The organism is Bacillus sp. AK031 (assembly GCF_053903065.1).
Genome location: NZ_CP096424.1, coordinates 2,775,169 through 2,800,327 on the forward strand (window position 1 = coordinate 2,775,169; position 25,159 = coordinate 2,800,327).

The 25,159-nt window shown below is 41.0% G+C and carries 28 protein-coding genes; all 28 read right to left on the reverse strand.

The genetic code is table 11. The features are described 5' to 3' along the window. Positions 1-4 precede the first annotated feature (4 nt). Positions 5-2,083 (reverse strand): chemotaxis protein CheW, encoded by a 2,079-nt coding sequence (locus tag M1E09_RS14285; RefSeq protein ID WP_456271526.1) that lies wholly within the window; start codon positions 2,081-2,083, stop codon positions 5-7. A gap of 15 nt (positions 2,084-2,098) precedes the next feature. Continuing rightward, positions 2,099-3,175, reverse strand: coding sequence for a protein-glutamate methylesterase/protein-glutamine glutaminase (locus tag M1E09_RS14290; protein ID WP_456271527.1), 1,077 nt, complete (start codon positions 3,173-3,175; stop codon positions 2,099-2,101). Next, the gene (locus M1E09_RS14295) at positions 3,172-4,044 is read right to left on the reverse strand and encodes a MinD/ParA family protein (RefSeq protein WP_456271528.1); all 873 of its coding nucleotides are present in this window, start codon (positions 4,042-4,044) and stop codon (positions 3,172-3,174) included. Before M1E09_RS14295 ends, M1E09_RS14290 begins: the two co-directional genes overlap by 4 nt. After that, positions 4,041-5,168, reverse strand: coding sequence for a flagellar biosynthesis protein FlhF (gene flhF, locus M1E09_RS14300; protein WP_456271529.1), 1,128 nt, complete (start codon positions 5,166-5,168; stop codon positions 4,041-4,043). The genes M1E09_RS14295 and flhF overlap by 4 nt, the downstream gene beginning before the upstream one ends. Then, positions 5,165-7,201, reverse strand: a complete 2,037-nt coding sequence (gene flhA / locus M1E09_RS14305; protein WP_456271530.1) for a flagellar biosynthesis protein FlhA — start codon at positions 7,199-7,201, stop codon at positions 5,165-5,167. Before flhA ends, flhF begins: the two co-directional genes overlap by 4 nt. 26 nt (positions 7,202-7,227) lie before the next feature. Next, positions 7,228-8,310 (reverse strand): flagellar biosynthesis protein FlhB, encoded by a 1,083-nt coding sequence (gene flhB, locus M1E09_RS14310; RefSeq protein WP_456271531.1) that lies wholly within the window; start codon positions 8,308-8,310, stop codon positions 7,228-7,230. Position 8,311: 1 nt separating this feature from the next. Continuing rightward, entirely contained in the window at positions 8,312-9,088 is a 777-nt protein-coding gene (gene fliR / locus M1E09_RS14315; protein ID WP_456271532.1) for a flagellar biosynthetic protein FliR, read from the reverse strand. A gap of 4 nt (positions 9,089-9,092) precedes the next feature. After that, entirely contained in the window at positions 9,093-9,362 is a 270-nt protein-coding gene (gene fliQ / locus M1E09_RS14320) for a flagellar biosynthesis protein FliQ (RefSeq protein ID WP_456271533.1), read from the reverse strand. Between the two features lie 13 nt (positions 9,363-9,375). Then, positions 9,376-10,041 (reverse strand): flagellar type III secretion system pore protein FliP, encoded by a 666-nt coding sequence (gene fliP, locus M1E09_RS14325; protein ID WP_456271534.1) that lies wholly within the window; start codon positions 10,039-10,041, stop codon positions 9,376-9,378. Then, positions 10,034-10,690, reverse strand: coding sequence for a flagellar biosynthetic protein FliO (gene fliO, locus M1E09_RS14330; protein ID WP_456271535.1), 657 nt, complete (start codon positions 10,688-10,690; stop codon positions 10,034-10,036). Before fliO ends, fliP begins: the two co-directional genes overlap by 8 nt. Before the next feature lie 107 nt (positions 10,691-10,797). Then, positions 10,798-11,160, reverse strand: a complete 363-nt coding sequence (locus M1E09_RS14335; RefSeq protein ID WP_456271536.1) for a response regulator — start codon at positions 11,158-11,160, stop codon at positions 10,798-10,800. Positions 11,161-11,178: 18 nt separating this feature from the next. Then, positions 11,179-12,444 carry a flagellar motor switch phosphatase FliY gene (gene fliY / locus M1E09_RS14340; protein ID WP_456271537.1) on the reverse strand — a complete coding sequence of 422 codons (1,266 nt, stop codon included), beginning with the start codon at positions 12,442-12,444 and terminating at the stop codon, positions 11,179-11,181. Beyond that, entirely contained in the window at positions 12,434-13,432 is a 999-nt protein-coding gene (gene fliM, locus M1E09_RS14345) for a flagellar motor switch protein FliM (RefSeq protein WP_456271538.1), read from the reverse strand. Before fliM ends, fliY begins: the two co-directional genes overlap by 11 nt. A 30-nt stretch (positions 13,433-13,462) precedes the next feature. Beyond that, on the reverse strand, positions 13,463-13,888 hold the full coding sequence (gene fliL, locus M1E09_RS14350) for a flagellar basal body-associated protein FliL (RefSeq protein ID WP_456274998.1): 426 nt from the start codon (positions 13,886-13,888) through the stop codon (positions 13,463-13,465). Further along, entirely contained in the window at positions 13,878-14,099 is a 222-nt protein-coding gene (locus tag M1E09_RS14355; RefSeq protein WP_456271539.1) for a flagellar FlbD family protein, read from the reverse strand. Before M1E09_RS14355 ends, fliL begins: the two co-directional genes overlap by 11 nt. 58 nt (positions 14,100-14,157) lie before the next feature. Further along, positions 14,158-15,354, reverse strand: coding sequence for a flagellar hook protein FlgE (locus tag M1E09_RS14360; protein ID WP_456271540.1), 1,197 nt, complete (start codon positions 15,352-15,354; stop codon positions 14,158-14,160). Positions 15,355-15,425: 71 nt separating this feature from the next. Beyond that, on the reverse strand, positions 15,426-15,821 hold the full coding sequence (locus M1E09_RS14365) for a TIGR02530 family flagellar biosynthesis protein (protein WP_456271541.1): 396 nt from the start codon (positions 15,819-15,821) through the stop codon (positions 15,426-15,428). 14 nt (positions 15,822-15,835) lie between these two features. Next, entirely contained in the window at positions 15,836-16,477 is a 642-nt protein-coding gene (gene flgD / locus M1E09_RS14370; RefSeq protein WP_456271542.1) for a flagellar hook assembly protein FlgD, read from the reverse strand. A gap of 9 nt (positions 16,478-16,486) precedes the next feature. Further along, positions 16,487-17,773 (reverse strand): flagellar hook-length control protein FliK, encoded by a 1,287-nt coding sequence (locus M1E09_RS14375; RefSeq protein WP_456271543.1) that lies wholly within the window; start codon positions 17,771-17,773, stop codon positions 16,487-16,489. Between the two features lie 29 nt (positions 17,774-17,802). Then, positions 17,803-18,408, reverse strand: a complete 606-nt coding sequence (locus M1E09_RS14380; RefSeq protein ID WP_456271544.1) for a MotE family protein — start codon at positions 18,406-18,408, stop codon at positions 17,803-17,805. An 8-nt stretch (positions 18,409-18,416) separates the two neighbouring features. Beyond that, the gene (fliJ, locus tag M1E09_RS14385; protein WP_456271545.1) at positions 18,417-18,860 is read right to left on the reverse strand and encodes a flagellar export protein FliJ; all 444 of its coding nucleotides are present in this window, start codon (positions 18,858-18,860) and stop codon (positions 18,417-18,419) included. Beyond that, on the reverse strand, positions 18,860-20,179 hold the full coding sequence (gene fliI, locus M1E09_RS14390; protein WP_456271546.1) for a flagellar protein export ATPase FliI: 1,320 nt from the start codon (positions 20,177-20,179) through the stop codon (positions 18,860-18,862). Before fliI ends, fliJ begins: the two co-directional genes overlap by 1 nt. Next, entirely contained in the window at positions 20,176-20,955 is a 780-nt protein-coding gene (fliH, locus tag M1E09_RS14395) for a flagellar assembly protein FliH (protein ID WP_456271547.1), read from the reverse strand. The genes fliI and fliH overlap by 4 nt, the downstream gene beginning before the upstream one ends. Beyond that, positions 20,948-21,964 carry a flagellar motor switch protein FliG gene (gene fliG, locus M1E09_RS14400; protein WP_456271548.1) on the reverse strand — a complete coding sequence of 339 codons (1,017 nt, stop codon included), beginning with the start codon at positions 21,962-21,964 and terminating at the stop codon, positions 20,948-20,950. The genes fliH and fliG overlap by 8 nt, the downstream gene beginning before the upstream one ends. A gap of 12 nt (positions 21,965-21,976) precedes the next feature. Further along, positions 21,977-23,563, reverse strand: a complete 1,587-nt coding sequence (gene fliF / locus M1E09_RS14405) for a flagellar basal-body MS-ring/collar protein FliF (protein WP_456274999.1) — start codon at positions 23,561-23,563, stop codon at positions 21,977-21,979. Positions 23,564-23,616: 53 nt separating this feature from the next. After that, positions 23,617-23,895: a flagellar hook-basal body complex protein FliE gene (gene fliE, locus M1E09_RS14410; protein ID WP_456275000.1), complete on the reverse strand. Its 279-nt coding sequence runs from the start codon at positions 23,893-23,895 to the stop codon at positions 23,617-23,619. A 38-nt stretch (positions 23,896-23,933) separates the two neighbouring features. Continuing rightward, positions 23,934-24,395 carry a flagellar basal body rod protein FlgC gene (gene flgC, locus M1E09_RS14415; RefSeq protein WP_456271549.1) on the reverse strand — a complete coding sequence of 154 codons (462 nt, stop codon included), beginning with the start codon at positions 24,393-24,395 and terminating at the stop codon, positions 23,934-23,936. Positions 24,396-24,397: 2 nt separating this feature from the next. Continuing rightward, a complete protein-coding gene (flgB, locus tag M1E09_RS14420) occupies positions 24,398-24,787 on the reverse strand; it encodes a flagellar basal body rod protein FlgB (RefSeq protein WP_456271550.1) in 390 nt (129 codons plus the stop codon). Positions 24,788-25,159 lie beyond the last annotated feature (372 nt).

Consider the following 25,159-nt stretch of genomic DNA (forward strand, 5'->3'; position numbering starts at 1 on the left):
CCCATTATTTAATTAATGCATTACAATCAACGATTAATGCTACTTGTCCGTCTCCAAGGATAGTGGCGCCGGAAATAGCAAAAACATCAGTCAAGTAATTGCCAAGAGATTTCAACACGACTTCCTGCTGCCCTATAAAGGAATCCACTACCAGTCCTGCCATCCTGTCACCTTTACGGACAATCACCACTGAATAGAATTCATCCTGTTCTTGTTTAGACACCTCAAAAACATCTTCAAGGAATAGCAATGGAACTACTTTTCCACGGAAGTCGATCACCTTTTGATTGTGTGCGTTCATGATATCTTCTTTTTTAATAATAGCCGTTTCAATTATGGAAGATAACGGGATAGCGTATTTTTCTGTCTCCACTTCAACGAGCATTACCGATATAATGGATAACGTCAATGGAAGCTGAATGGAGAAGACGCTTCCTTCACCGAGCTTGGAATCTATCGTAATCGAACCGCCTAATGATTCAATTGTTGCCTTTACAACATCAAGCCCTACTCCTCTTCCAGAAATATCAGAGATGGTTTCAGCTGTTGAAAAGCCTGATGCCAGTATGAGCTCATACACTTGGCGGTCTGACAAAGTGGAAGCTGTTTCCTCACTGACAACACCTTGTGAAATAGCCTTCTTCAGTACTTTCTCTCTACTGATTCCACCGCCATCATCAGCAATTTCAATGAAGACATGGTTGCCGCTGTGGTAAGCTTTCAACGTTACGGTTCCCTGCTCAGGTTTGCCGCTTCGCTGCCGGACTTCCGGTGTTTCTATGCCGTGGTCAATCGCATTTCGGAGCAAGTGGACCAGAGGATCACCGATTTCATCGATAACCGTGCGGTCAAGTTCTGTATCTGCACCAATGATTTCAAGCTCTATCTTCTTGTTCAAGTCTCTCGCAAGCTGACGGATCATCCGTGGGAATCTGTTAAACACAGTTTCTACCGGAACCATTCGCATATTAAGAATGATGTTCTGTAAATCGCCGGATATTCTGGACATTCTTTCTACAGTCTCATTCAGCTCTGGATGGTTAAGATCTTTGGAAATCTGCTCAAGCCTTCCTCTGTCAATAACCAGCTCTTCGAACAAATTCATCAGGATATCCAGTCTTTCGATGTTCACTCTGATCGTCTTATTGCCAGCGTTGCTTTGTTTCGCTGGAGCCGAGTCTTTCTTTGCCTCTCCTTTTACAGATCCAGCAGGTGTTTGGGCAATCTGGCTGTCCATCGTCGCTGCCTTCTCGCCATCTCCCGTTTCAATCGGGTTATTCTCTGATTCTGGAGAACTTTGCCCTTTTGTTTTATGTAAATCAACAGGAAGTACTTCAACCTTATCAACCTCTGAAACTTTCAGAACCTTCTTCTGGATGTCTTCTTGTGAGTCTTTCGTCACAATACTCACTAGAAAGTCATGGTCAAAGTTTTCTTCTTCCAACACATCCACTGGAGGAACAGACTTAATCACTTCTCCGCACTTCTCCAACACTTCAAACACCATAAATACCCTTGCTGCCTTTAATAAGCAGTCTTCTCTTAGAGACACTGATACTTCATAACAACTGAATCCTTGTTCCTTCGACTGCTCAATGACTGTTTGCTCAAACTGGTCATACTCAGCTGTGGATTCTGCTTGAGGTTCCTTTTCGAGAACAGCAGCAGCAGCTTCATTACCCGGTTGGAGGGTATCCAGAGATTCTCCTTTTTCAATCAGGGCAAGCTTTTTGACAATTTCAGTTACGTCACGCTTTCCTTCCCCTCCTTCAGCAATGGACATCACCATAGCTTCCAAATCATCGACCGCCATGAAAACCACGTCTAAAATCAGTGAACTGACTGATATTTTATTATTGCGTATGGCATCCAAAACATTCTCCATTTGGTGGGTCAAGCTGGCCAGATCTTCATAGCCCATTGTCGCTGCCATTCCTTTTAAAGTATGGGCAGACCTGAAAATCTCATTGACGATTGCCAAATTTTCCGGGTTTTTCTCCAATTCCAGCAGTTGTACATTACAGGTCTGTAAATGTTCTTTGCTTTCTTCAATAAATACTTCCAAATATTGGTTCATTTCCATGGTTTCCACACCTCTCTAGGGCATATATTTCATAATACAGCCGGCAATATTATCTACAGTTTCAATGTCATCTACCAGATCAGTAGAAATTGCAGCCTTCGGCATTCCAAAAACAATACTTGTTTCATGAGATTCTGCTATAGCTTTAACTCTACCATTCTCCTTCAATTTTACCAGACCTTTCGACCCATCAGAACCCATTCCTGTCATAATTACAGCAATTTTGTCATAATTTGAAAGTCCGCTGATAGATTCATACATTACATCAACTGAAGGTCTGTGGCCATTTCGGGGGGCTTCTTGATCGTCTAAGCAAACAACCAGAACTGCTCCCTTTGATTTAACTTTCAGATGAAACCCTCCTGGTGCGATGTACGCTGTCCCTTTTCTGAGAATTTCTCCATTTTCCGCTTCCTTAACCGTGATTTCCGATAGTGCATTAAGCCTGTTCGCCAGGGATTTGGTAAATCCGGCCGGCATATGCTGAACAATAAGGACCGGTGCTTGAACATCTGCCGGGAGCGATGCTATAACCTCTTGAAGTGCTCTTGGGCCTCCGGTAGATGTTCCAATACATATCAATTTCTTTGTCTGCCTTGACCAATCTAAAGTGTCAACTTTTCTAAAATCCAAAGGTTTGCTGATACTTTCAGGTGTTTTCCTGGAACGGTATTGATCAAGCTGTTTCATGGATACACTACTTGCATTCAAAACTTTGGAAATCAATTCTTCTTTAACTTTATGCAAGTCCAAGGAAATGGCTCCGGAAGGTTTCATTACAAAGTCGATTGCTCCATAGTTCATTGCTGTTATCGTGTTGTCAGCGCCTTCTTTAGTTGTAGATGAGAGCATGACTACCGGCAGCGGGCAGTGGTGCATAATATGCTTGAGTGCTTCCAAGCCGTTCATCACAGGCATTTCCACATCCAGTGTAATCACGTCCGGCTGGTACTTTTCTATCTTTTCCAATGCCTCTTTACCATTTCGTGCAGTAGCTGCCACTTCAAGATGATGGGAGCTTGTTAGAAAATCTGTTATCAGCTTTCTCATGAATGCAGAATCATCTACAATCAAGACTTTTTTCTTTGTCATCCCCCGGCCCTCCTAAAGAGCATTCTTTTTAGATTAGAAACGAATCCTTTCTTTTCTGCCGGTGTAAAAGTTGTGTTGCCTTCTAAATATTGTTGAAGGACACGTTGTAAGGACAAGGCAATAGCTGATTGAGGAAAGGAATGAACCAAAGGTACTTGCTTTGTGACCGCCTTCCGTACTGCAGGATCTTCAGGGAGAACACCTGAAAGATAGACTTCTTTGTTCAAAAATTTATTCATAGCCACTTTAAGCCTGTTCAGCGTCTCCATTCCCTCGTTTTCTGTTTCTGCCCTGTTGCAGATCAAATAAAAATCCTTCTCTTTATCCTTATTAAATATATATTTCATCATTGAATAAGCATCAGTAACCGCTGTAGGTTCAGGGGTAGTCACAACCATAATATCATCAACCGACATAAGGATTTCCATTGTATAGCTCGCAGCTCCTGCGCCCATGTCAAAAATTATATAATCATAGGAGTGAACCAGTTCTGCCAAGGCATTAACAAGCCTCTCTATGTCTTCCTCCACCCATTCAACTATATTTTGAAGACCGTTTCCTGCACTTATATATGAAGCACCTTCAGAATCAGTGAATATTACATCTTCAACCCTCAGCTCATGGTCGTTTATAAAATCAGCAATTGTCTTATCAGGCTGCTTACCGAGAATAATATGGATATTCCCCATACCCACATCAAGATCAAACAATAGAACCTTTTTTCCTTTTTTCTCTAACGCTAGTGAAAAATTGACAGCAAAGTTCGATTTTCCTACTCCACCCTTGCCGCTGACTACAGCAATGGTTTTTGCGTTTTTAGATTGGGCTTCAAGTAACTTCATCCTTAACCCTTGTGCTTGATCTTTCATAATTCATAACCTTCCATCATTAAACGTACAATTTCTTTTGGCGTTCCCTCTGTAATATCTTCAGGCACACTTTGTCCTGCTGTAATATAAGCAGCGCCTTTTTGTTCACTTCGGATTATATTGTACATCGTTCCATAACTCGAAGTTTCATCCATTTTCGAAAAGATGAACTTTTCGATAGGAACATTTGAGAATTTACTGATAATTTCTTTCAAATCTTTTTCTTTTGATGTCATAGATAACACAAGAAAAGTTTCCATATCCTTTTTAAAATCAATTATTTTTTCAAGATCTTTAACGTATTTTTCCTCCCGGAAATTTCTTCCAGCTGTATCAACAAAAATAAGATCATAATCACTGAATTTATCTATGGCTTTTTGAAAATCTGCAAGCTTATATACCACTTCCAACGGGACATTCAATAATTGAGCATATGTTTTTAACTGTTCAATTGCAGCAATTCTGTATGTGTCCGTCGTAATGAAGGCAATTTTCTTTCGCTTTTCCAAAACTGCTTCAGTGGCCATTTTAGCTAAAGTCGTCGTCTTGCCTACACCTGTCGGCCCGATGACATTCACAAACTTTTTCTTATAACTGATACCGCCGAAAGGCATTCCACTAATTTGTGAAGTAAGAAATTCAGATAGTCCCGAGCCGTACTCTTCATTGTTTTCTAATGACATTAAATGTTCAGCTGACTCCAGAATATATTCCTCATCAACCTCCTGATTCTTCAAGAACATGAGAGCTTTTCTTATGTGTTCGGGATAATGTTCAAACCCATTGCTTGACTTCATTAGCTGTACAATGGATTTAAGTTCTGAAATTTCCTTCTCAAGTTGATTCGAGCTGCTTTCTGTGATTTGTACAGCTTTAGTCACTGGCTCTGCTTGCTTCTGCATAACCTTAGGCTTTGCGGCAGGAGTACGCCTTTCTGCAGACTTGGGTTTGTTATTGGGGTCTATCGCAGCAATCACTTCTATATTCTTTTTCTTGAACAGACCCAGAAAGCCTCCCGTATAAATCACTTTTGAGTTCAATATAACGGCACTTTCACCTAATTCAGACCGTACTTTTTTCATTGCTTCCGGCATGGTAGGTGCAGTATACTTTTTTACTTTCATTCAATATTCACCAACCCTAAACTTTGGACTTCGACATTTGCTTCCAATTCGTTATATGAGAGTGTCGGGACTTGAGGGAAATACCGCTCTGTCAATTGACGAACATACATCCTGACAGCAGGTGAACATAATACAATCGGCGACTCTTCCATTAATGACAGTTGTTCAACTTGAGAAGCGACCGCTTCGAGGATCCTTTGTGAATCATTGGGATCCATGGATAAGTAATTTCCATGTTCTGTCTGCTGGACTGCATCAGCGATAAGTTTTTCCACCCTTCCAGATAACGTGATTACTTTGAGTGCCCCTCCCTGATCAACATACTGCGAGGTTATCTGCCTGGCTAATGCCTGACGTACATATTCTGCTAATAAATCGGTATCTGTACTCATCTTTCCATAGTCTGCCAATGTTTCGAAAATGATAGGAAGGTTTCTGACCGATACATTTTCTCTTAATAATTTTGCAAGTACTTTTTGGACTTCACCAACTGACAAAGGATTAGGTGTAACTTCTTCGACAAGAATAGGGTACGATTCCTGAAGGTGATCTATCAGCTGTTTTGTTTCCTGTCTTCCCAGCAATTCATGTGCATTGTTTTTAATGATCTCAGTTATATGGGTAGAAACAACTGAAGGTGGGTCAACCACTGTATAACCAAAGATTTCGGCCTGTTCTTTCATGTCTTCACCTATCCATTTGGCTGGAAGGCCGAATGATGGTTCAACCGTATCAATTCCTTCAATTGATTCATCCTCAACCCCGGGACTCATTGCCAGGTAATGATCAAGGAGAAGCTCTCCTCGTGCCATCTCATTTCCTTTTATCTTCAAACGGTATTCATTAGGCTGAAGCTGTATGTTATCCCTGATACGCACAACCGGGATAACAAGTCCAAGTTCGATTGCAAGCTGGCGGCGGATCATGACTACCCTGTCAAGCAGATCTCCACCTTGATTTGCATCTGCCAGCGGAATCAAGCCGTAACCAAACTCAAACTCTATAGGGTCTACATTCAGTAAATTAACAACGCTCTCTGGACTTTTCATTTCATCCTGTTCTTTCTCCTCTTCCATTTCCAGCAGGTCCTCTTCTTCTTCTTTCGGTGCGCGGGAAACCATATATCCGCCTACACCCAAAACAGCTGCTACAGGAATTGTAAGGATGTCATTGATAGGTGTGAATAGCCCCAAAAGGAAAATGGTAGCCCCTGAAACATATAACATCTGAGGAAAAGCCAGCAGCTGGTCGATGATATCTTTCCCCAGGTTCCCATCCGATGCCGCTCTTGTTACAACGATACCAGTTGCTGTAGAAATCAAAAGAGCCGGGATCTGGCTGACAATCCCATCACCTACGGTTAACAGGGAATATCTTGTGGCAGCTTCACCGATAGCAAGCCCCTGCTGGGTCATGCCGATGATAATCCCGAAAATAAGGTTCATCAAGACGATGATGATTCCGGCGATTGCATCCCCTTTTACGAACTTTGATGCACCATCCATTGCCCCGTAAAAGTCTGCTTCCCTGCTTACTTTTTCGCGTCGTTCTCTTGCATCATGCTCTGAAATGATACCTGCATTAAGGTCGGCATCGATACTCATCTGTTTACCCGGCATAGCATCAAGGGTAAATCTTGCCGCTACCTCTGAAACACGTTCAGAACCTTTCGTTATGACAACAAACTGTATGATGATCAATATGATGAAAACGACAAGTCCTACCAGTACATTACCGCCTACAACGAATGTCCCGAAAGTTTCTACTACATCCCCTGCTTCTCCATTGCTGAGGATTGACCGCGTTGTTGATACATTCAATCCCAGCCTGAAAAGAGTAAGCAATAAGAGCAGCGATGGAAAAATCGCAAATTGCAGCGGTTCGTTCATATTCATGGAAGTAAGGAGGACAAGAAGTGCCAATGAAATATTAATAATAATCAGGACACTTAACAGCCAAGGCGGAAAAGGAATGATTAACATGGCCACTATAAGAATAACACTCGAAAGTACGGATAAATCTCTTGCTGTCATCAGCATTCCCTCCTATCACTCAGCTGTTACAGCTGATTCTTCATTCGGTAGACATAAGCTAGAATTTCCGCGACCGCTTTGAAAAATTCTTCAGGGATGGCGTCCCCGATTTCTGCACCATCATAAAGCGAGCGGGCAAGCGGCCTGTTTTCCACCATGATTATGTCATTTTCACTGGCTATAAATTTGATTTTCTGCGCAAGATAGTCAACTCCTTTGGCGACTACATAAGGAGCTTCCAACTTGTCTTCATCATACTTCAATGCGATGGCATAATGAGTGGGATTGGTTATTACCACGTCTGCATCTGGAACTTCCTGCATCATCCTCCTCATTGCCATTTCGCGCTGACGTTGTTTGATCTTGGATTTAATAAGGGGATCGCCCTCAGAGTTTTTATGTTCATCTTTAATATCTTGTTTAGACATCCGGATATTCTTTTCAAAATCATATTTCTGATATAGATAGTCAAAAACGGATAAGAACAGTAAAGCCAAGGATGCTGCAATACCCATCTGCACTGTCAGGCTTGCCATCGTTGCCAAAGAATCATGTGCTGATTTAAATGATAGTTCTAGTACTTCATCTATCTTCCACCACAAGATTACAAAGGTGATGGCGCCGACAAATCCGATTTTCAATATCGACTTCAATAATTCTACGATCGCCCTAAGTGAAAATATCCGTTTCGCCCCTTTGATCGGATCGATCTTTTCAAGCTTTGGCTGTAAGGGTTCGGAAGTGAACATCACGCCGACCTGCACATAATTAGAGAAAACACCAGCCAATAAAGCAACAAGCATGATCGGACCGAGCAAAATGGCGACCTGCATCAAAACATCATTCACGATGACAAAAAAGCTTTCATGAGTCAGGTTCATCATCATATATTCTTGAAAGGAATGGCGGAAGAGATCAAAAACAATATTTCCAATGTAGGAAGCACTAAAGGTCAAAAATAAAAATACAGCTAGTAAAATGGCGGCTGCATTAACATCCTGACTCTTGGCGGTTTGTCCTTTCTTCCTTGAATCCTGGCGTTTTTTCGGTGTGGCTTTTTCAGATTTTTCTCCTGCAAAAAACTGCAGGTCAAGGGAAAGCAATTTCAAACTAAGCGCCTCCGATAATTTTCATTAAATCTCTCATCGTATACATCATCAACTCAAACATTTGCTGCATCACTGTCATCATCGCTCCCATTACAATAAACAATACAAGAAAACTGACAGCAATCTTGATTGGGAATCCGACAACAAAAATATTCAACTGAGGAACGGTCCTTGCTACAATTCCCAAAGCGACATCCACCAAAAACAAGGTTGCCACTACCGGAATGGACATTTGAAATGCAATAATAAAAACGGAATTAAAGGTTTTCACCACATATTCTGCAAGGTTTTCGTTCCCAAATGGTATCCACGGCTGATCGATCGGTATGAACTGATAGCTGTAAAACACTCCATCAAGAAGAAGGTGATGACCATCCAGTGCGAGGAGGAGCAGCAAAGCAAATGTATATAAATACTGTCCGACTAACGGAGTTTGCGCCCCTGTTTGCGGATCGATGACATTGGCGATGGCAAAACCCATCTGAAAATCAATGAAACTGCCGGCAACTTGAATGGCTGAAATGATCATATATGCGGCAAAACCGAGAAGAAGTCCTATCATAGCTTCTTTCATGACCAACAATATATAAGCGAAATCGATCACAAACGGGGCTGTATCGATTGTGTAATACATCATCCAGGAAATCACAGCCGCGAAACCGAGACGATGCTGTGCAGGAATGGATCTGTACGAAAATAATGGAAGGGTGACAAAAAAGGCAGAAACCCTCATGAAAACCAATAAGAATATTGAAAGATTTGGTATTAACTCTTCCACTCTATTAACCTACAAACCTGTTCAGATTCGTGAAAATATCTGACGCATACGTGACAAGCTTTGTCAGCATCCATGGACCAAAGAAGACCACACCAACGAGTACTGCCACGATTTTAGGAATAAACGCAAGGGTTTGCTCCTGAATTTGAGTGGTTGCCTGAAAGATGCTGACAACAAGACCTACCACAAGTGCAAGCAGCAAAAGGGGGGCACATATGACTAATGTTGTATAAACTCCTCGTTCTGCTAAAGCGATGACCGATTCAGCATTCATGTTATTCACCTACTTAAAAGCTTTGCAGCAGAGATTTTATGACAAGATACCAACCGTCTACCAATACAAAAAGCAAAATTTTGAAAGGCAAGGAAATCATTACAGGCGGCAGCATCATCATCCCCATGGACATCAATACACTTGCGACAACCATATCGATGACAAGAAAAGGAATGAAAATCATAAACCCTATCTGAAACGCCGTCTTGATTTCACTCAAGGCGAAGGCAGGCACGAGTGCCGTCAATGGAATATCTTCGATGGACTCAGGCCGTTCTGCCCCGGAATAACTCAAAAATAGTTCCAGGTCTTTTTGTCTTGTGTGCTTACTCATGAAATCCTTGAAGGGTACGGCGGCATTTTCATATGCCTGTTCTAAATTGATTTCTTCATTGAATAAAGGTGTAAGAGCCGTTTCATTCACTTCCTGAAATGTCGGTGCCATGATAAAAAATGTTAAGAATAGCGATAAACCGATAAGCACCTGATTGGGAGGCATCTGCTGAGTCGCCAGAGATGTTCTTACAAATGAAAGCACAATCATGATTCTTGTAAAAGAAGTCATCAGAATCAGGATACTCGGGGCAATAGACAGCACGGTAAAGAGCAGAAGCAGCTTGACCGATGTCGAAACAGAATCAGGAGAAGTTGAATTAAAAAACTCCATGAATTCATTCATCTTTATCTTTCTCCCTGCTGTTTAAATCATTAAGCATCTTATTTCTGCCTTTCCTGATATCATCTAATTGTGTTTTCAACAAAGACTGAAATGATTGAGTGTCATTCTCATCCTTGGAAGAACTGTCTGTCTTTCTGCCAATCAGCTGGGCAAGCAGAGCTTTGGGCTGCTGGATCCCCTGTGGCTTCTCTTCGTAATACTCCAGTATTTCTTCTTTCTCTTCAACCCCGTCAATTTCTTTCAGCAATTGAATATCTTCCCCTACTCCAAGAATCAATATTCTATCTCCAACTTTCACAAGCTGTACTGAACGATTTCCACCAAGGGTTGTTCCTCCTAAATTATGAATTAATTTAGTCTGTTGAAAGGATTTGCTTTTTTGATTAATAAATTTAAGCAAAAAATAGATAAGTGCGATAACAAATACAAGTGCAAAGATCATTTTTATATAATCAAAAGCTGTTACCCCTGTAGATTGCTCAGCCACTGTCCCTGTATCACTCTGAGCAGGCCGATTTTCTTCATTTCGCTGTTCGTCAGGTTGTTCCCAGTAATCTTTCACTGTTCCATCAAATGCTGCATATGCCGGCGAACTGCCAGTCATATGCAGAGCTGCTGTTAGGGCTGCGATGAAAACAAGCTTCTTCATGATAGTTCTCAAAAAAAGCACCTACTCTTTAATTCTAGCTTTATATCTTTCTATCGATGAAAGATCATTCTTTTTATCGTTCAATCCTGGCATCAAGTGGCGGCCTCTTAGCTCAATGCTTTTTGAATCGCTTCAATAACACGGTCAGCCTGGAAAGGTTTTACAATGAAATCCTTTGCTCCCGCCTGGATTGCATCTATTACCATTGCCTGCTGGCCCATTGCTGAACACATTATAATTTTTGCGTTGGAATCCATCCCTTTAATTTCTTTAAGTGCAGCAATTCCATCTTTCTCAGGCATCGTAATATCCATGGTAACCAGGTCAGGGTTAAGTTCTTTATATTTTTCCACTGCCTGATTTCCGTCTGCTGCTTCTCCAACTACTTCGAAACCATTTTTAGATAAAATGTCTTTAATCATCATTCTCATAAATGCTGCATCATCAACAATTAAAATTTTATTCGCCATTTTCTTTTCCCCCGATTTTTACTTTAATTTTTTTAAGCGATCTGATTGACTGACAATATCGGTAATTCTAACACCGAAATTTTCATCGATGACAACAACTTCGCCTTTGGCAATCAGTCTGCTGTTGACTAAAATATCTACTGGTTCTCCAGCCAGCTTATCAAGCTCAATGATGGACCCGGATGACAAATCAAGGATATCTTTAACTGAACGACTTGTTCTCCCCAGTTCTACCGTTACATTAAGCGGAATATCAAGCAGCATGTCCAGGTTTTTGCTTTCTTGCCTTTGCGCAGGCTGTTGCTCAAAGCTTGTGAAAGATGCCGGTTGAACATTTACAGGCTGCTGATTTTCAAAATTACTGCTCTGTTTGCTTCCGAAATGCTGCGGCTGTGCTTTTTCCTCTATATGCTGCTGTGCTGGACGAGCCTGCCCTGGCTGAGGCTGAGCCGAAGGCTGTGGTGTTGTAGTACTTGATTGACTTACTTGTTCTTGTTCTTGTTCTTGTTCTTGTTCTTGTTCTTGTTCTTGTTCTTGTTCTTGTTCTTGTTCTTGTTCTTGTTCCATTATATCGGAATTTGTCGATGATGTGTCATCATTATTCGTCAATTCTTCTACCAATTTTTTGGCGAAGTTCAATGGAAGCAGCTGCATGATACTTGAGTCAATTAAATCCCCCACTTTTAAAGAGAAAGAGATTTTGCTCAACAAATCCTGCTCAGGTATCGTATCAACACCCTCCCCTTCTGGTAGATACATCATATCAACCGTAGGTGGTGAAATGTCCACTTTCTTACTGAATACAGTCGACATGGATGTTGCTGCAGATCCCATCATTTGATTCATCGCTTCCTGGACAGCACTTATTTGTATTTCACCAAGGTCTTCGGATGGATTCAAACCGTCTCCCCCAAGCATGAGGTCAGCAATGATGGCTGCATCAGTTTGTTTTATGACCAGAAGGTTCGCTCCGGAAAATCCTTCAGTATATTCAACCTGAATCGCTACATAAGGATGAGGAAAATCGTCCTCAAGCTTGCTTCTTTCCAGGATGGAAACTTTTGGTGTCGTGATTTCCACCTTTTGGTTCAATAAAGTAGAAAGTGCAGTCGCGGAACTTCCAAAGGATATATTCCCAATTTCCCCAAGTGCATCTTGTTCAAATTCACTTAAATAATCCTCTACATTCAACTTCTGAGAAGAAGGTGGTTCTTGCTCTTCGTTGGAAGCACCCTTCAACAGGGCATCAATTTCGTCTTGAGATAACATTTCATCACTCATCATCCTCTTCTCCCCCCTTAAAAGAATCTAAGATTTGCACAGCAACCTTCTTATTCAATTCACCAGGCTGGGCTGTGAACTTTGGAATATCCCCAACCCTTACAACCATGGGCTCATCAATACGCCTGTCTAACTGAATGACATCACCGATATCAAGCATCAGAAAATCATCAATTGTGATATCCGAATCCCCAAGTTCTGCCACAATAGGTACCTGTGCTGTTTTAATCCGTTTTTCCAGATTTTCTGTTTCCCGAGGATTCTTGTCTTTCGACTTGGTTTGCATCCAATAGCTGACAGACAACTTTGGAATAATGGGCTCCAATACGACATGAGGTATACAGATATTGATCATCCCGCTTGTTTCCCCAATCGTAGTATTCATGGAGATAACGACCACCGTCTCGTTCGGTGAAACCATCTGCAAAAACTGTGGATTGACTTCAAACTCAGCCAGTATGGGATCTATTTCTGCAATGTTGCTCCAGGCATCACGAAGGTTGTCAAATGCCCTTTCAAATAGATTTGACATGATCTTTGTCTCAATCTCTGTCAAGTTCTCTATTTTATTCAATCCTGTACCTCTGCCGCCCATCACTCTGTCCATCATTGCATAGCCGATGTTAGGGTTGACCTCCATCAGTATATGTCCATCCAGGGGGGGAACGTCAAAGATATTCAGAAGGGTCATTTTAGGTACAGATCTAACAAACTCCTCAAAAGGTACCTGATCAGCAGATACTACAGAGATTTGTACATAAGTTCTTAGCTGTGCTGAAAAATAGGTGGTCAGGATCCTTGCAAAGTTTTCATGAATTCTGGTCAAACTCCTGATTTGATCTTTTGAAAATCGAAGAGCTCGTTTGAAATCATAAACCTTCACTTTTTTTTCTTCTTCCTCTTTCTTAAAGTCATCAGCACTCATTTCTCCTGTTGAAAGAGCTGATAACAAAGCATCAATTTCATTTTGCGAGAGAACCTCACTGGACATTTCCTCACCCCCGTTTCTGTAGAAGTTATGTTATTGAATCATGTAAGAGGTGATATAAACTTTTTCTACCTTTCCCTCTTGCATCAGGCTGTTTGCTTTTTCCTTGATGGTGTTTTCAAGCTTTTGCTTGCCTTCTTTCCCTTGAAGTTCATCAGACTTTAATTCAGAAAGTTCTTCGATAATGATATTCTTCACTTGAAAGTCTCTTTTTTCCAGTTCCTCTTTAGCTTCCTTGCTGTCAGTCTGAACTTTAAACGAAATTTTAATATAAGCACCGTTTAATAAATTTGTGGTGATTTCAGGAACATCAACCGAAGCCTCAATCACCTCATCGATACTTGGTTCTTTAGCTTCCTCATCATCATTGAATTTCAAAAGGACAATGAGTGCCAGTACACCAACTAAAGTAATTGTTACTAGCAGGATGAGTGTAATAGTTATCATTTTATTTTTCATCATGTATCCCCCTGGTACTTCTTACTCCCAGTACATTAATTTTTCTGTAAAAGGAAAGTGTTCTTTCCTCCACCTCTTCGATGGTTTCTTTGACAACGATCTTCTTGCCGTTGGTAAGAATGATTGTCGTATCTGGAAAGGCTTCTGCGCTTTCTATGTATAGACAATTGAGTGAAAAGGATTTGCCATTCAACTTTGTTAGTTTTATCAAATTCAGTCAGGACTGGACAGCCCTAACTGTACCAGCCCCGTACCTCCCTTGCAATCTATTATCGTTTCAAGTTTACAAGCTCTTGAAGGATTTCATCTGAAGTTGTTATGATTCTAGTATTTGCCTGGAATCCACGTTGTGCTGTAATCATTTCTGTGAATTCTTCAGAAAGATCAACATTGGACATTTCCAGTGATCCGGAAGCTAGGGAACCTCTTCCATTCCCAGGGAGATCTATGTTAGCGACGCCCGAGTTAATCGATTCCTGGAATACGTTCCCCCCTGCTTTGGATAATCCTGATGGATTCGAGAATTTTGCTAAAGCTAATACTCCTAATGTTTCAACTAAACCGTTTGAGAATACTCCGTTTATTTCTCCACCTGCACCAATATTGAAACTTTCAAGGGAGCCTTGAGTGTTGCCATCCGGGTCACCAATAATGGTTGTTGGTTCATTTTTATTTTGCGACACATCCGAGAAGTCGAAGTTTATCCTAGGAATCGGTTCTCCATCTACTGTTATCGGCCAAGGAGAGGGAGTAGTAGTTGTTTCATTCCAAACAGGTTCTGGATTAGTTTGTGTTACAGTGGAAAAATCCAAGGTACCTACCGACTTACCATTTAATTGTACATCCCAGCTGTCCGTTCCTGTACTGTTAACAAAATTAACTTTTCCCACTACTTCTTTGCCATCTGAGCTTACTAATTTAACTTGCTGGCTAATATTATCTGACAAGTTATTCGTGAATGAAATATTTTTTGTTTCAATAGTCGGTAACACTGCATTTACGTTAACAGAAACATCACCATAAGCATTACCAACTGTCCCGTCTGCATTCATCTTAAAGGCCTGTACTTTTAAACCATCTCCGTTCACTAATGTCCCACTGTCATCAAGATAAAAGTTACCAGCTCGGGAATAGGTTTGCTGACCGCCTTGCTTCATAACAAAATAACCGTCACCGTTTATCGCCAAGTCCAATGATCTACCCGTAGTTTGTAGGCTTGATTGCGTATGGATTGTATCTATGGTAGCTAAGGTGGAGCCCAATCCAACTTGTAACGGGTTTTTGCCTCCTCGGTTATCTTGTGCAGCCGATGCACCAGAAATTGTCTGGTTCATAGTATCTTTGAAAGTAACACGACCTTTTTTGAAACCATAGGTATTTACATTTGCGATATTATTCCCAATCACGTCAAGTTTAGTTTGAAAATTTTTCATTCCGCTGATTCCAGAATACATTGAACGTAGCATTTATCATTTTCCCCTTTCTTTTCTCACTGCATCTGTCGGTCTGCAGTGACAGGCTTCCTTATGGGTCCAGCCTATTGGTCTATTAATATAGTTCCATCAATATTGGTGAATATTTGAGAAACTGCTTCTTGTCTGTCCATGGCAGTAATCACTGTGGAATTTTTGGCACTGACTATCAATGCCGCATTCGAGAGCAGAACAAGTGATTCTTTTACACCTTTATCCTTGGCTTGTGCAACCTTGCTCTCAACCTCTTTCCAGGTTTGTGGACAAATTTCAATCCCTCTCTGCTTCAACCGGAAATCTGCATGCTTGCTGATTGTAAGATTTTCTCTCGTGCCTTTGACCGTTTTCTTGAATGTGTCTGCAAATGATTGATTCGGGATTGGTTTCCTATTGATATTCTTTGATGGAAATTGCGACGTAATTGGTTGAGATGGCAAACGATTAATAAAGTTCCTATCCATTCAACCACACCCTTTTATTCGATTTTCATAATTTTATCTTCTTTGATTTTTTCACCGTTTTCCAGATGAAACCACAGGCTGCCGTCTTTTTGTGACACTGATTTAACTGTACTCGATGTTTCGGTATCTCCATCTTCCCAGTAGACTGCCCTTCCAATCAGGTTGCTTGCGTTAACTAATGAGCTGCCTCCATACATACTTCCACTGTTATTGACTTGAGATATGTTTCCAGGCAACAGAGTCGTACCATCTTCTAGAACGAATTGAACTTCATTATCCTTGAAGCGCACAGAAGAAATGACCCCTTTTCCTTCCTGTATAGACATCTTTCCATCTTCCTGGGAAGCTTCATTAAGCTTGTGCCATGTGACCTCTTTACCTGCAAACTGATTATAAGCAATCAAATTGTTTTGGCCTTCTGCTTCAATAAACTTCTCCATTGTTTTTCCAAGGTTTGTTATTTGTTCCAACGTTGAGAATGTTGCCATTTGAGCAATAAAATCTTTATCCTGCATCGGATTTAATGGATCCTGATTTTGCAATTGTGTCATGAGGATTTTCATGAAATCATCTTTTCCGAGTACATCTTTCCCGCCCTCTCTCTGCGTTTGCTGGAGGGAAGATAATAACAAATTTGAATTAATTGTGTTTGACATGGTCATCACCTATACTTCACTGTTCATTAAAATGTCTTTAAATGTTGCTTCTGTTTCATCATCATTATGTCGATGTTCCTGTCCTGACTGCCCCTTTTGCTGCTGTCCGCCTTGCTGTTGCGAAGATTGTCTTTCCTGGCGGCTTGATTCAGATAGTGTTTGGGCAACTTCAATTTTATCTACCTGCAAGTTATGTGAGCTAAAAGCTTGTCTTAAACCATTTAGTTGCGAATCAAGCATTTCTTTTGCAGTCTTAGTACTGGCAAGAATCTTAGCTGTCATCACTCCATCTTGCTGAAGCAGTTCAATTCGGATGGAACCGAGCTGTTCAGGGTACAACTTGATCAAAAGCTTGCTCATACTAGGTGTTTGGAGTAGTTGGGACCTTCCTATTACTTTGGCAAATTCTTTTGTAAACTGCTCATAGGTAGTGTGATTCTCCCCCTTATTCATAAACAGAGAGAGTTGCTCCACCTTTGCCGTCTGTTGGGTAAACATGCCTGAGCTAAAATTCGAAATTGTTGTTTCTTTACTTTGTAGGTGTTCAACTTCATTTAAAGTTCTATTCCCATTTTGGAAAAGCCTGCTCAGGGAAGGTGAGTTGTTATTAAACTGGGAAGTATTATCACCAGTAAGATAAATATTGTTGAATGCCTTTTCCAGGATTTGATTCCAATTCCGACCAGCAAATTTAGTGCTCGTCAAAAATTGTTCGATTTTCTGTGTAAGTGCCTTCAGATTCTGTTGAAGAGTTTCTGCTTTTTCTGATTGCCTGAAGTCCATTTCTGACTGATTAAATGCCTGTTCATAACCTTTAGCAGTCTTCAACAGGACTTCCATTCCTGTACTATCAAGCTTTTTCAAGCTATCTGCAGGCACAAGGCCTATAAGCTCAATGAGCTGAAACAAAGCCTCTTCCGGCTCTTGCTTAGACATTTGTGCTATAAGTTCTTTAATCTGAGGAACTTCATTTCCCATACTTTCTTTGATGAGCTGCATAGCCTCAGTTAATTCCTCTACAGAAATATTTAATGCATCCAGAATATTTTCCATGCTTAATTCAACTTCTTCTTCAGATTTCAAACTTGTGGTTTCTACCGGCTGAAGAATTTCCATCATGTTAAGCAGTTTCAACATCGCTTCCGGTATTGGTTCAGCTTTTCCTGGAGCCGAATCCACAGCCGAAAGCATGCCGCTGAACAGAGTGCCCTGTTTGCTATCGCCTCCCTTAAGTGAATTCCCCTGGACTGACAATTGACCTAATTTTTGCATGGAAAGCATGACTCCTACATTCATTTATTCACCTCCCTTCAAGTTCATAAGCCTCAAGACTCCTGCTCTACTACGGCTGATAGTAACTCAGTATACGTCGCTGCATCTTCAGGTGGCATTTTTTCCAGTATCTTTGCAAGCGTGTCCGGCTTGACATTCGACAGGATCTTTACAGCTTCCTCATTTTCCATATTCAACAAGACAGGTGCTGCACTTTTGGCAGACATCGATTCAAAGGTGGTAATCACTTCTTTAAAGGCCCGCTTGTTTTCTTCCTGAATCTGTTTAAATTCCACAATTTGGGCTTGAAGTTGTTCCTGTTCAGCTAAGAGCCGTTCTTTCTCATCTTCTTGAGAATTAATTTTGCTTTGGAGACTGCTGATCTCTGATTCTTTATTCTGGATTTCCGTCTGAAGCGAAAGGACTCGTTTCTCAAGTTTCGCAGCTTCTTCCTTTGCATCAGTTGGAATAACTGAAGAGACTACAGGGATTTCACCGCCTATTTCTTTCGCTTTTTCAAAAACATTTACACCAGCCACAGTCATAACAATCAAGGCAATAACCACGGCAAACAGTAGAGGTATTATGCCTGCAAACAGTACCCATTGAAAACGGCTGTTTGATTTTTCTTTTTTTGCTTTCTCTGCTGTTTTCCCCATGTCTTCACCTAATTTCTTTTATTTGCAAATTGCATGACAGCCAGTTCATCGAGAACTTTATTTTCTGATGCGTTCAAGACTTGTTTGTACCGGGTGTAATCATTCTCCTTGATCTTCTCGTATTTCCTGACTTCAATATTCATTTCGGAAAATTTCTGTTCATGCCAGTTCATGCGGTTCCTTGCTTGGATGACCATACCTTGATAGTATTCGATTGTCTTCTCTATATTGGTAATGAAGTTTTGATTATGGCGAATATCGTGTACCGACAACCCGTTGACAATTTTCTCAGATTGGAAGTTTGCAAGATCCTCTTTTTTCTTCAATAAGTCATATAATTTTTGGGCTATGTGTTCAAATTTCTCTACAGCATCACGATAAGATTCTCTTACTTCTTCCTTTTCTTGTTCTTTGAGAGCAAGGATATTTTCAAACTTAAATTGATACGCCATCACTTCCACTCCCCTTTTGCAGCCAGGCTGATTAGATCGGCTGTGCTTTCATCCATCGATACCTTCTCATGTGTGCCCTGCTTCAGAAAAGAATTGATCTTCGGCTGGCAGGCTATCGCCTGGTCTATTTCCTGAGATGTACCTTTCTTATATGCACCGATATTGATCAGGTCCTCTGAGTTACTATATGTGCTCATTAACTCCCTGACTTTTTCTGCTGCACGAAGATGGTCTTCTGAAGCCAAGTGATTCATGAGACGGCTGACACTCTTGAGGATATTGATTGCCGGGAATTGCCCTTTATTGGCAATGTTCCGGTCAAGGACGATATGGCCATCAAGGATTCCTCTGGTCGTATCTGCAATCGGCTCATTCATATCATCCCCATCAACAAGCACTGTATAAAATGCTGTAATGGATCCATTTTGATTGGTGCCTGTCCGTTCAAGCAGTTTCGGCAATATCGCAAATACAGATGGAGTATATCCTTTCGTAGCTGGAGGCTCTCCAACAGCAAGACCGATCTCCCGTTGAGCCATTGCAACCCGTGTAACGGAATCCATCATCAACATTACGTTAAGACCTTTATCCCGAAAATACTCTGCTATGGCAGTAGCAGTAAATGCACCTTTTATTCTCATGAGAGCGGGCTGATCGGAGGTAGCAGCAACCACTATCGATCTTTTTAAGCCTTCCTCCCCAAGATCTCGTTCAATGAACTCCCGGACTTCCCTGCCTCGTTCACCAATTAAAGCAATGACGTTGAGATCTGCCGTGGTGTTTCTTGCAATCATACCAAGCAGGGTGCTTTTCCCTACTCCACTCCCGGCAAAGATACCGACTCTTTGGCCTTTTCCTACAGTCAGCATGCTGTCGATTGACCTGACTCCCACTTCAATTTTTTCATTGATAGGAGGTCTGGTCAGCGGGCTGGGCGGATCCTGCTCTGTGCGGGCTGTTGCCAGCCCTTTCGGCAGCCTTTCACCATCAAAGGGGTTGCCCAGAGAATCAACAATTTTTCCTATTAACGAATGGCCTACTTTAATGGTCAAAGGGCTAGAGGTTGCTTCTACAAGACTTCCAGGAGAGATTTCATTTATATTGGAATAAGGCATCAATATTACAGTCTCTTCTTTAAAGCCAACTACTTCAGCCTGGATGGTTCTGCTGCTTTCAGATAAATGTATCAAACATAGTTCGCCAATTGAGCTCTTCGGACCCTGTGACTCGATCATCAATCCAACTACCCTTTTCACTTTCCCGTACTTTTTGAAAGTTTGCAGTGAAGATAAGTAATCAACTAGTTCGCCGGCTTTCATTCATTTTCACCTTCTAATATCTCAACCAATTTGTCTTTTATTTCACGGAGCTGACTGTCAATACTGACAATGACCCTGCCTTCCCCTGTCTCAATAAAACACTCTTCAGCACTTAGCGCATCGTCAGGGTAAATGAGCAGCTTTTGAAGAATAGGAAACATGGATTCAAGTTCTTCCAGGTTTTCACTCAGCAAATCGTACCTGGACGGGTGAATGTGAATTTGTACTTCAGGCAGGTCTCGTACTTCCTTTATTCCACGCTTGACGATATCAAGAAAAGCTGAAGGGGATTCTGCTATTACCCTACCAAGAATCCGCTCGGCTGTTCGCATCCCCAGTTCCAATATGACATTTTCAGCTTTTTCAATATGGAGGAAGTAATCTTCTTGAGCTTTTGAAATAACTTCTTGAGCTTGCGTGATGTGTTGCTTGTATTCCTCGCGTCCCATTTTCTGCCCCTCGGCCATCCCCTGTTCAAAAGCCTGTTGGTAAGCCTCCTGTTGAAGACTTTCTTTTTCCTTCTCCCACTCCAACTTCAAGTTGGAAGCTTTTTCTTCCATCCGTTGTGACTCTTCTTTAGCAGAATTCAGCATACGTTCAGCTTTCGCTTGTGCTTCCTGCAATATGCTTTCTCTCTCCCTTAATAGCTGGTGAGTCACTGCGGGATTTTCTTCTGTTTCACTTACAGCAGCCTCTAACACATTCCTGACAGCTATAACTCTTGCCTGCCTCTGAGGGGTCTGAGGCGCTTGAAAATTCTTAATGACCTTAGACAATAATATCGTCTCCTCCGCCACGGGCGATAATTATTTCACCAGCATCTTCAAGCCTTCTTATTACACTAACGATTCTGGATTGTGATTCTTCGACATCTTTCAAACGTACCGGTCCCATGAACTCCATCTCTTCTTTGAAGGTTTCTACCATTCTCGTAGACATGTTGCGGAACACTATATCTTTCACTTCATCACTGGATACTTTTAGTGACAATAGGAGGTCTTCATTTTCACTGTCACGGATAACCCTTTGAATAGAGCGATTATCAAGAGTGACAATATCCTCAAATACAAACATCCGTTTCTTGATTTCTTCTGCGAGTTCAGGGTCCTGGATTTCCAACGAATCCAGAATGGTTTTTTCAGTGGATCGATCCACACCGTTCAACACTTCCACGACCGCTTCAACTCCTCCCGTATGGGAATAATCTTGAGTGACGGTTGTGGAAAGTTTCCTCTCAAGGATTGCCTCTACCTCACTGATTACCTCTGGAGAAGTACTATCCATTAAAGCGATCCTCCTGGCGATATCTGCTTGAACCTCTTGTGATAGTTCAGACAAAATCTGCCCTGCCTGCTGAGGATTCAGATATGAAAGGATTAAGGCGATGGTTTGCGGATGCTCATTTTGAATAAAATTCAATATTTGGGAGGCATCCGCTCTTCTAGCAAAATCGAAGGGTTTCACTTGGAGTGAAGATGTCAGCCTGTTTATGATGGCTGAAGCCTGATCATTTCCAAGCGCCTTTTCCAAAACCGTTTTAGCATAGCCAATTCCGCCTTGTGATATATAATCCTGCGCAAGAGCAATATTATGAAATTCTTCAAGTATTTCTTCTTTTGCTTCAGATTCAACCTTTTTGACACCCGATATTTCCAGAGTCAGCTTTTCAATTTCTTCTTCAGACAAGTGCTTATATACCGAGGCTGAAACATCAGGGCCAAGCGAAATGAGGAGTACGGCAGCTTTTTGTTTGCCTGTTAATTCTTTTTCACGTGGGTTTGCCATTTTAATTTCCTCCTATTCATCAGCCAGCCAGGATCTCAGCAGCTTTGCAAATTCTTCCGGTTTTTCTTTGGCCATTTTTTCCAACTGCTTCCTTCGTAAAGAACCCTCTGTTTCTTTTTCAGTATCTATGTCCGGTATGTTGATTGTCTGCTGCTGTTCAACAGACACAATCTCTTCTTCTTCTGAGGATTTGCGTTTTCTTGCAATTAAGAATACCAGTAAAATTATTATGGCAAGCAGGATTCCGCCAATAACATATGTCCACCAAGGAAGAACTGACTGTGCCTCCTGCTCGAACTCCATTTTTCCATTGAAAGGCTGGACCGAAACGACAATTTTGTCTTCAATAGCTTCTTCCGTCAGTTCAGTCCCGGCTTCTTTATCTATAGAAGTTCTTACAATAGTAGAAAGGATTTGCGAGATATCTTCCTGTCTATCCTGCGGAAATGAGTTAGGGTCCTCGGGATCAGGAGGTTCAACCATAACTTGAATGCCGATATCCCTGATTTTATAAGGACTTTCAACAATCTCTTTTCGGATTCTATTCACTTCACTATTTATGGTTTCTTCAATTTTTTCATAATCACCATTAGAGTTTGAACCTTCTGTATAGGATCCAAGCGCATCACCGCCATCTTCTGAAGCAGGAATGCCCCCTGCTCCTTCACCGTTTCCAGTAAATGTTTCAGTTATCCGCTGTGCACTTACGGCGATTCCTTCCATATTTTCTTCATCAACTGGCGCAACAAGGTTTTCTTCTCTGTTTTCTTGGGTAAAGTCAATATCAGTGGTTACGGATACAACGACCTTATTGAATCCAATTAAAGTTCCGAGCATGCTTTGAACTTGTCTTTGAATATCTTTTTCCACTTTGTCTTTGACATCCATTTGCTGTACAACATTTCCACCAAAGGAAGAATTTTCATTTTCCAAATCAAAATACTCAAAAAATTGATTCATAATGACGATATTATTTGTAGGAAGATCTGGTACACTCTTGGATACCAGGTGATATAAGGATTTGATTTGCTTTTGGTCAAAATTAAATCCCGGTTTTGTATTCAGGACGATTGAAGCAGAAGCTTGTTCAGTGTCCTCGCTGATAAACACACCTTTTTCAGGCAGGGTTATCATTACGTTGGCATCCTGGACTCCTTCAATCCCCTTCATGAGATTTGCCAGTTCTGTTTGCATTGCATCAAGCTTCATTACGCTAAATTCATTATCAGTCATGCCAAACCCGGCATTTTGGCTGAAGAAAGAGTAATCAATACTTCCTGAATTCGGAATCCCTTCAGCGGCTAGTTCCACTTTAAGCGTATCAACCATCTCTCCCGGTACCATTATGGTTGATCCGCCATCTGTTATCTCTGAGACTACCCCTCTCCCATCAAGGTTTTCTTTGATAGAACCTGTTTCCGAGGGAGCAAGATTACTATAGAGCGGGACAAGTGTCGTTCTTGTAGAAAGGAAGCCAGTTATAGCAATAGCAAGGATGACCACCAATGCAGCCAGCCCGTACATTCCTTTTTGCTTTTTTGTCCTTGACGCCCAAAATGTATTCAATTGTTGTTTGTATTTATTAAACGTTTCGTTCATCATAATCCCCCGGTTACTCTATCTTTTTTATCCGGCAGCACTCACTCAGCAAGTTACATTGGCATTCTCATAACTTCCTGGTAGGCTTCTACCACCTTGTTGCGGACTTCCATCGTAGTCTGGAGTGTAATACTTGCTTTTTGGGATGCAATCATCACTTGATGAAGATCGACGTTCTCTCCCTTAGCCAGCTTGTTGGTCAAGAGGTCTGACTCTTTCTGGCTTGAATTCACCTCATCTATCGATTTCTTTAGAAAGTCAGCGAAATTTTGCTGTCCCTGCACTGGTTTTGAAATATTTTGTTCAAATGACGGACTTATTTTGTTATTCATTGCAGAATATATATTATGTACTGGCATGGTACCCCTCCTTATTTACCGATCTCAAGTGATTTCATCATCATGGATTTATTAGCATTGAATACCGTAACATTCGCTTCGTAGGAGCGTGTCGCTGAAATTAAGTCAATCATTTCGCGAAGGGGATCCACGTTAGGCATCTGTACGTATCCTTCCTGATTGGCATCAGGGTGTTCAGGGTCATAAACAAGATTAAATGGCGTCTCATTGTCTTCTTTAATAGATGAAACGCGCACACCATTACCTAAAGATTGAGAGTCTTTAACATTCATAGCTTTATTGAGAAATGAAGAAAACTGTCCTTCATTAGGCTGAAATACAACTGACTTCCTTTTATAGGGCTGCCATTCTCCATCCACCAGCTTTCCCCTTGTACTATCTGCATTTGCCATATTGGATGAGATAACATCCATTCTAAGGCGCTGTGCAGTCAATGCAGATGCTGCAGTATTCATACTATGAAAAATTGACACAGTTACTTACCTCCCCGTATAACAGACTGTAAGGAATTGAACTTCCCATTTAGTCGATCCGTTAACGCATTAAAGTATATTTGATTCGATGCAAGATCTGACATTTCTTTGTCAATATCTACTCCATTGCCATTGTGGTTATATTGGAACTGTCTATTACTTACTGTGATTCCATTAGCTCCCCTGCCTGAAAATTGAATGTGGCGGGGGTCTGTTATTTTAGTATTGAGATTTGCTACGGAGTCATTCAGCTGGTTTTTAAAACTAACCGATTTTGCTTTGTAATTGGGCGTATCTACATTCGCAATATTTTGCGAAATTATTTTCTGTTTAGTTGAAGAATAGTTCAACCCGTTTTCAAGTGATTGAATGGTGCTGGAAAATAAACTCATTTTTTACACCTCTAGCCTGATTTTTGTCGAAGATTAAGGAATTTTGACATTTGTTACGAAAACATACTACCTATTGTAATATTAAGTAAAAGGAGTGTCTATGTATATTCTGTTAATTCTCCTGTTACTTATTATTCATTTTTTTTTAAGGCTTTTAACTCAAAATCGATAATAAATAGCTGATATAAGCGTGTTTCAAGGCAATCATCATTCAGAAAATCAGTCTTTTTTACTTGTTTTTTTCTATAATTTTCTAAACTATTTTTATTACCAATCCAAAAAAACATAAAAAATCTGAAGAGGGATACTATAATTGAAATACAACCAACCTTTAAATTTTAAACACTTAAAATAGAGCGACCTCTTTATCAG

Coding starts and splice junctions, on each gene's coding strand:
- M1E09_RS14285 (WP_456271526.1), bottom strand. CDS start 2,083: ATGGAAATGAACCAATATTTGGAAGTATTTATTGAAGAAAGCAAAGAA.
- M1E09_RS14290 (WP_456271527.1), bottom strand. CDS start 3,175: ATGACAAAGAAAAAAGTCTTGATTGTAGATGATTCTGCATTCATGAGA.
- M1E09_RS14295 (WP_456271528.1), bottom strand. CDS start 4,044: ATGAAAGATCAAGCACAAGGGTTAAGGATGAAGTTACTTGAAGCCCAA.
- flhF (WP_456271529.1), bottom strand. CDS start 5,168: ATGAAAGTAAAAAAGTATACTGCACCTACCATGCCGGAAGCAATGAAA.
- flhA (WP_456271530.1), bottom strand. CDS start 7,201: ATGACAGCAAGAGATTTATCCGTACTTTCGAGTGTTATTCTTATAGTG.
- fliQ (WP_456271533.1), bottom strand. CDS start 9,362: ATGAATGCTGAATCGGTCATCGCTTTAGCAGAACGAGGAGTTTATACA.
- fliP (WP_456271534.1), bottom strand. CDS start 10,041: ATGAATGAATTCATGGAGTTTTTTAATTCAACTTCTCCTGATTCTGTT.
- fliO (WP_456271535.1), bottom strand. CDS start 10,690: ATGAAGAAGCTTGTTTTCATCGCAGCCCTAACAGCAGCTCTGCATATG.
- M1E09_RS14335 (WP_456271536.1), bottom strand. CDS start 11,160: ATGGCGAATAAAATTTTAATTGTTGATGATGCAGCATTTATGAGAATG.
- fliY (WP_456271537.1), bottom strand. CDS start 12,444: ATGATGAGTGATGAAATGTTATCTCAAGACGAAATTGATGCCCTGTTG.
- fliM (WP_456271538.1), bottom strand. CDS start 13,432: ATGTCCAGTGAGGTTCTCTCGCAAAATGAAATTGATGCTTTGTTATCA.
- fliL (WP_456274998.1), bottom strand. CDS start 13,888: ATGAAAAATAAAATGATAACTATTACACTCATCCTGCTAGTAACAATT.
- M1E09_RS14360 (WP_456271540.1), bottom strand. CDS start 15,354: ATGCTACGTTCAATGTATTCTGGAATCAGCGGAATGAAAAATTTTCAA.
- M1E09_RS14365 (WP_456271541.1), bottom strand. CDS start 15,821: ATGGATAGGAACTTTATTAATCGTTTGCCATCTCAACCAATTACGTCG.
- flgD (WP_456271542.1), bottom strand. CDS start 16,477: ATGTCAAACACAATTAATTCAAATTTGTTATTATCTTCCCTCCAGCAA.
- M1E09_RS14375 (WP_456271543.1), bottom strand. CDS start 17,773: ATGAATGTAGGAGTCATGCTTTCCATGCAAAAATTAGGTCAATTGTCA.
- M1E09_RS14380 (WP_456271544.1), bottom strand. CDS start 18,408: ATGGGGAAAACAGCAGAGAAAGCAAAAAAAGAAAAATCAAACAGCCGT.
- fliJ (WP_456271545.1), bottom strand. CDS start 18,860: ATGGCGTATCAATTTAAGTTTGAAAATATCCTTGCTCTCAAAGAACAA.
- fliI (WP_456271546.1), bottom strand. CDS start 20,179: ATGAAAGCCGGCGAACTAGTTGATTACTTATCTTCACTGCAAACTTTC.
- fliG (WP_456271548.1), bottom strand. CDS start 21,964: ATGGCAAACCCACGTGAAAAAGAATTAACAGGCAAACAAAAAGCTGCC.
- fliF (WP_456274999.1), bottom strand. CDS start 23,563: ATGAACGAAACGTTTAATAAATACAAACAACAATTGAATACATTTTGG.
- fliE (WP_456275000.1), bottom strand. CDS start 23,895: ATGAATAACAAAATAAGTCCGTCATTTGAACAAAATATTTCAAAACCA.
- flgB (WP_456271550.1), bottom strand. CDS start 24,787: ATGAGTTTATTTTCCAGCACCATTCAATCACTTGAAAACGGGTTGAAC.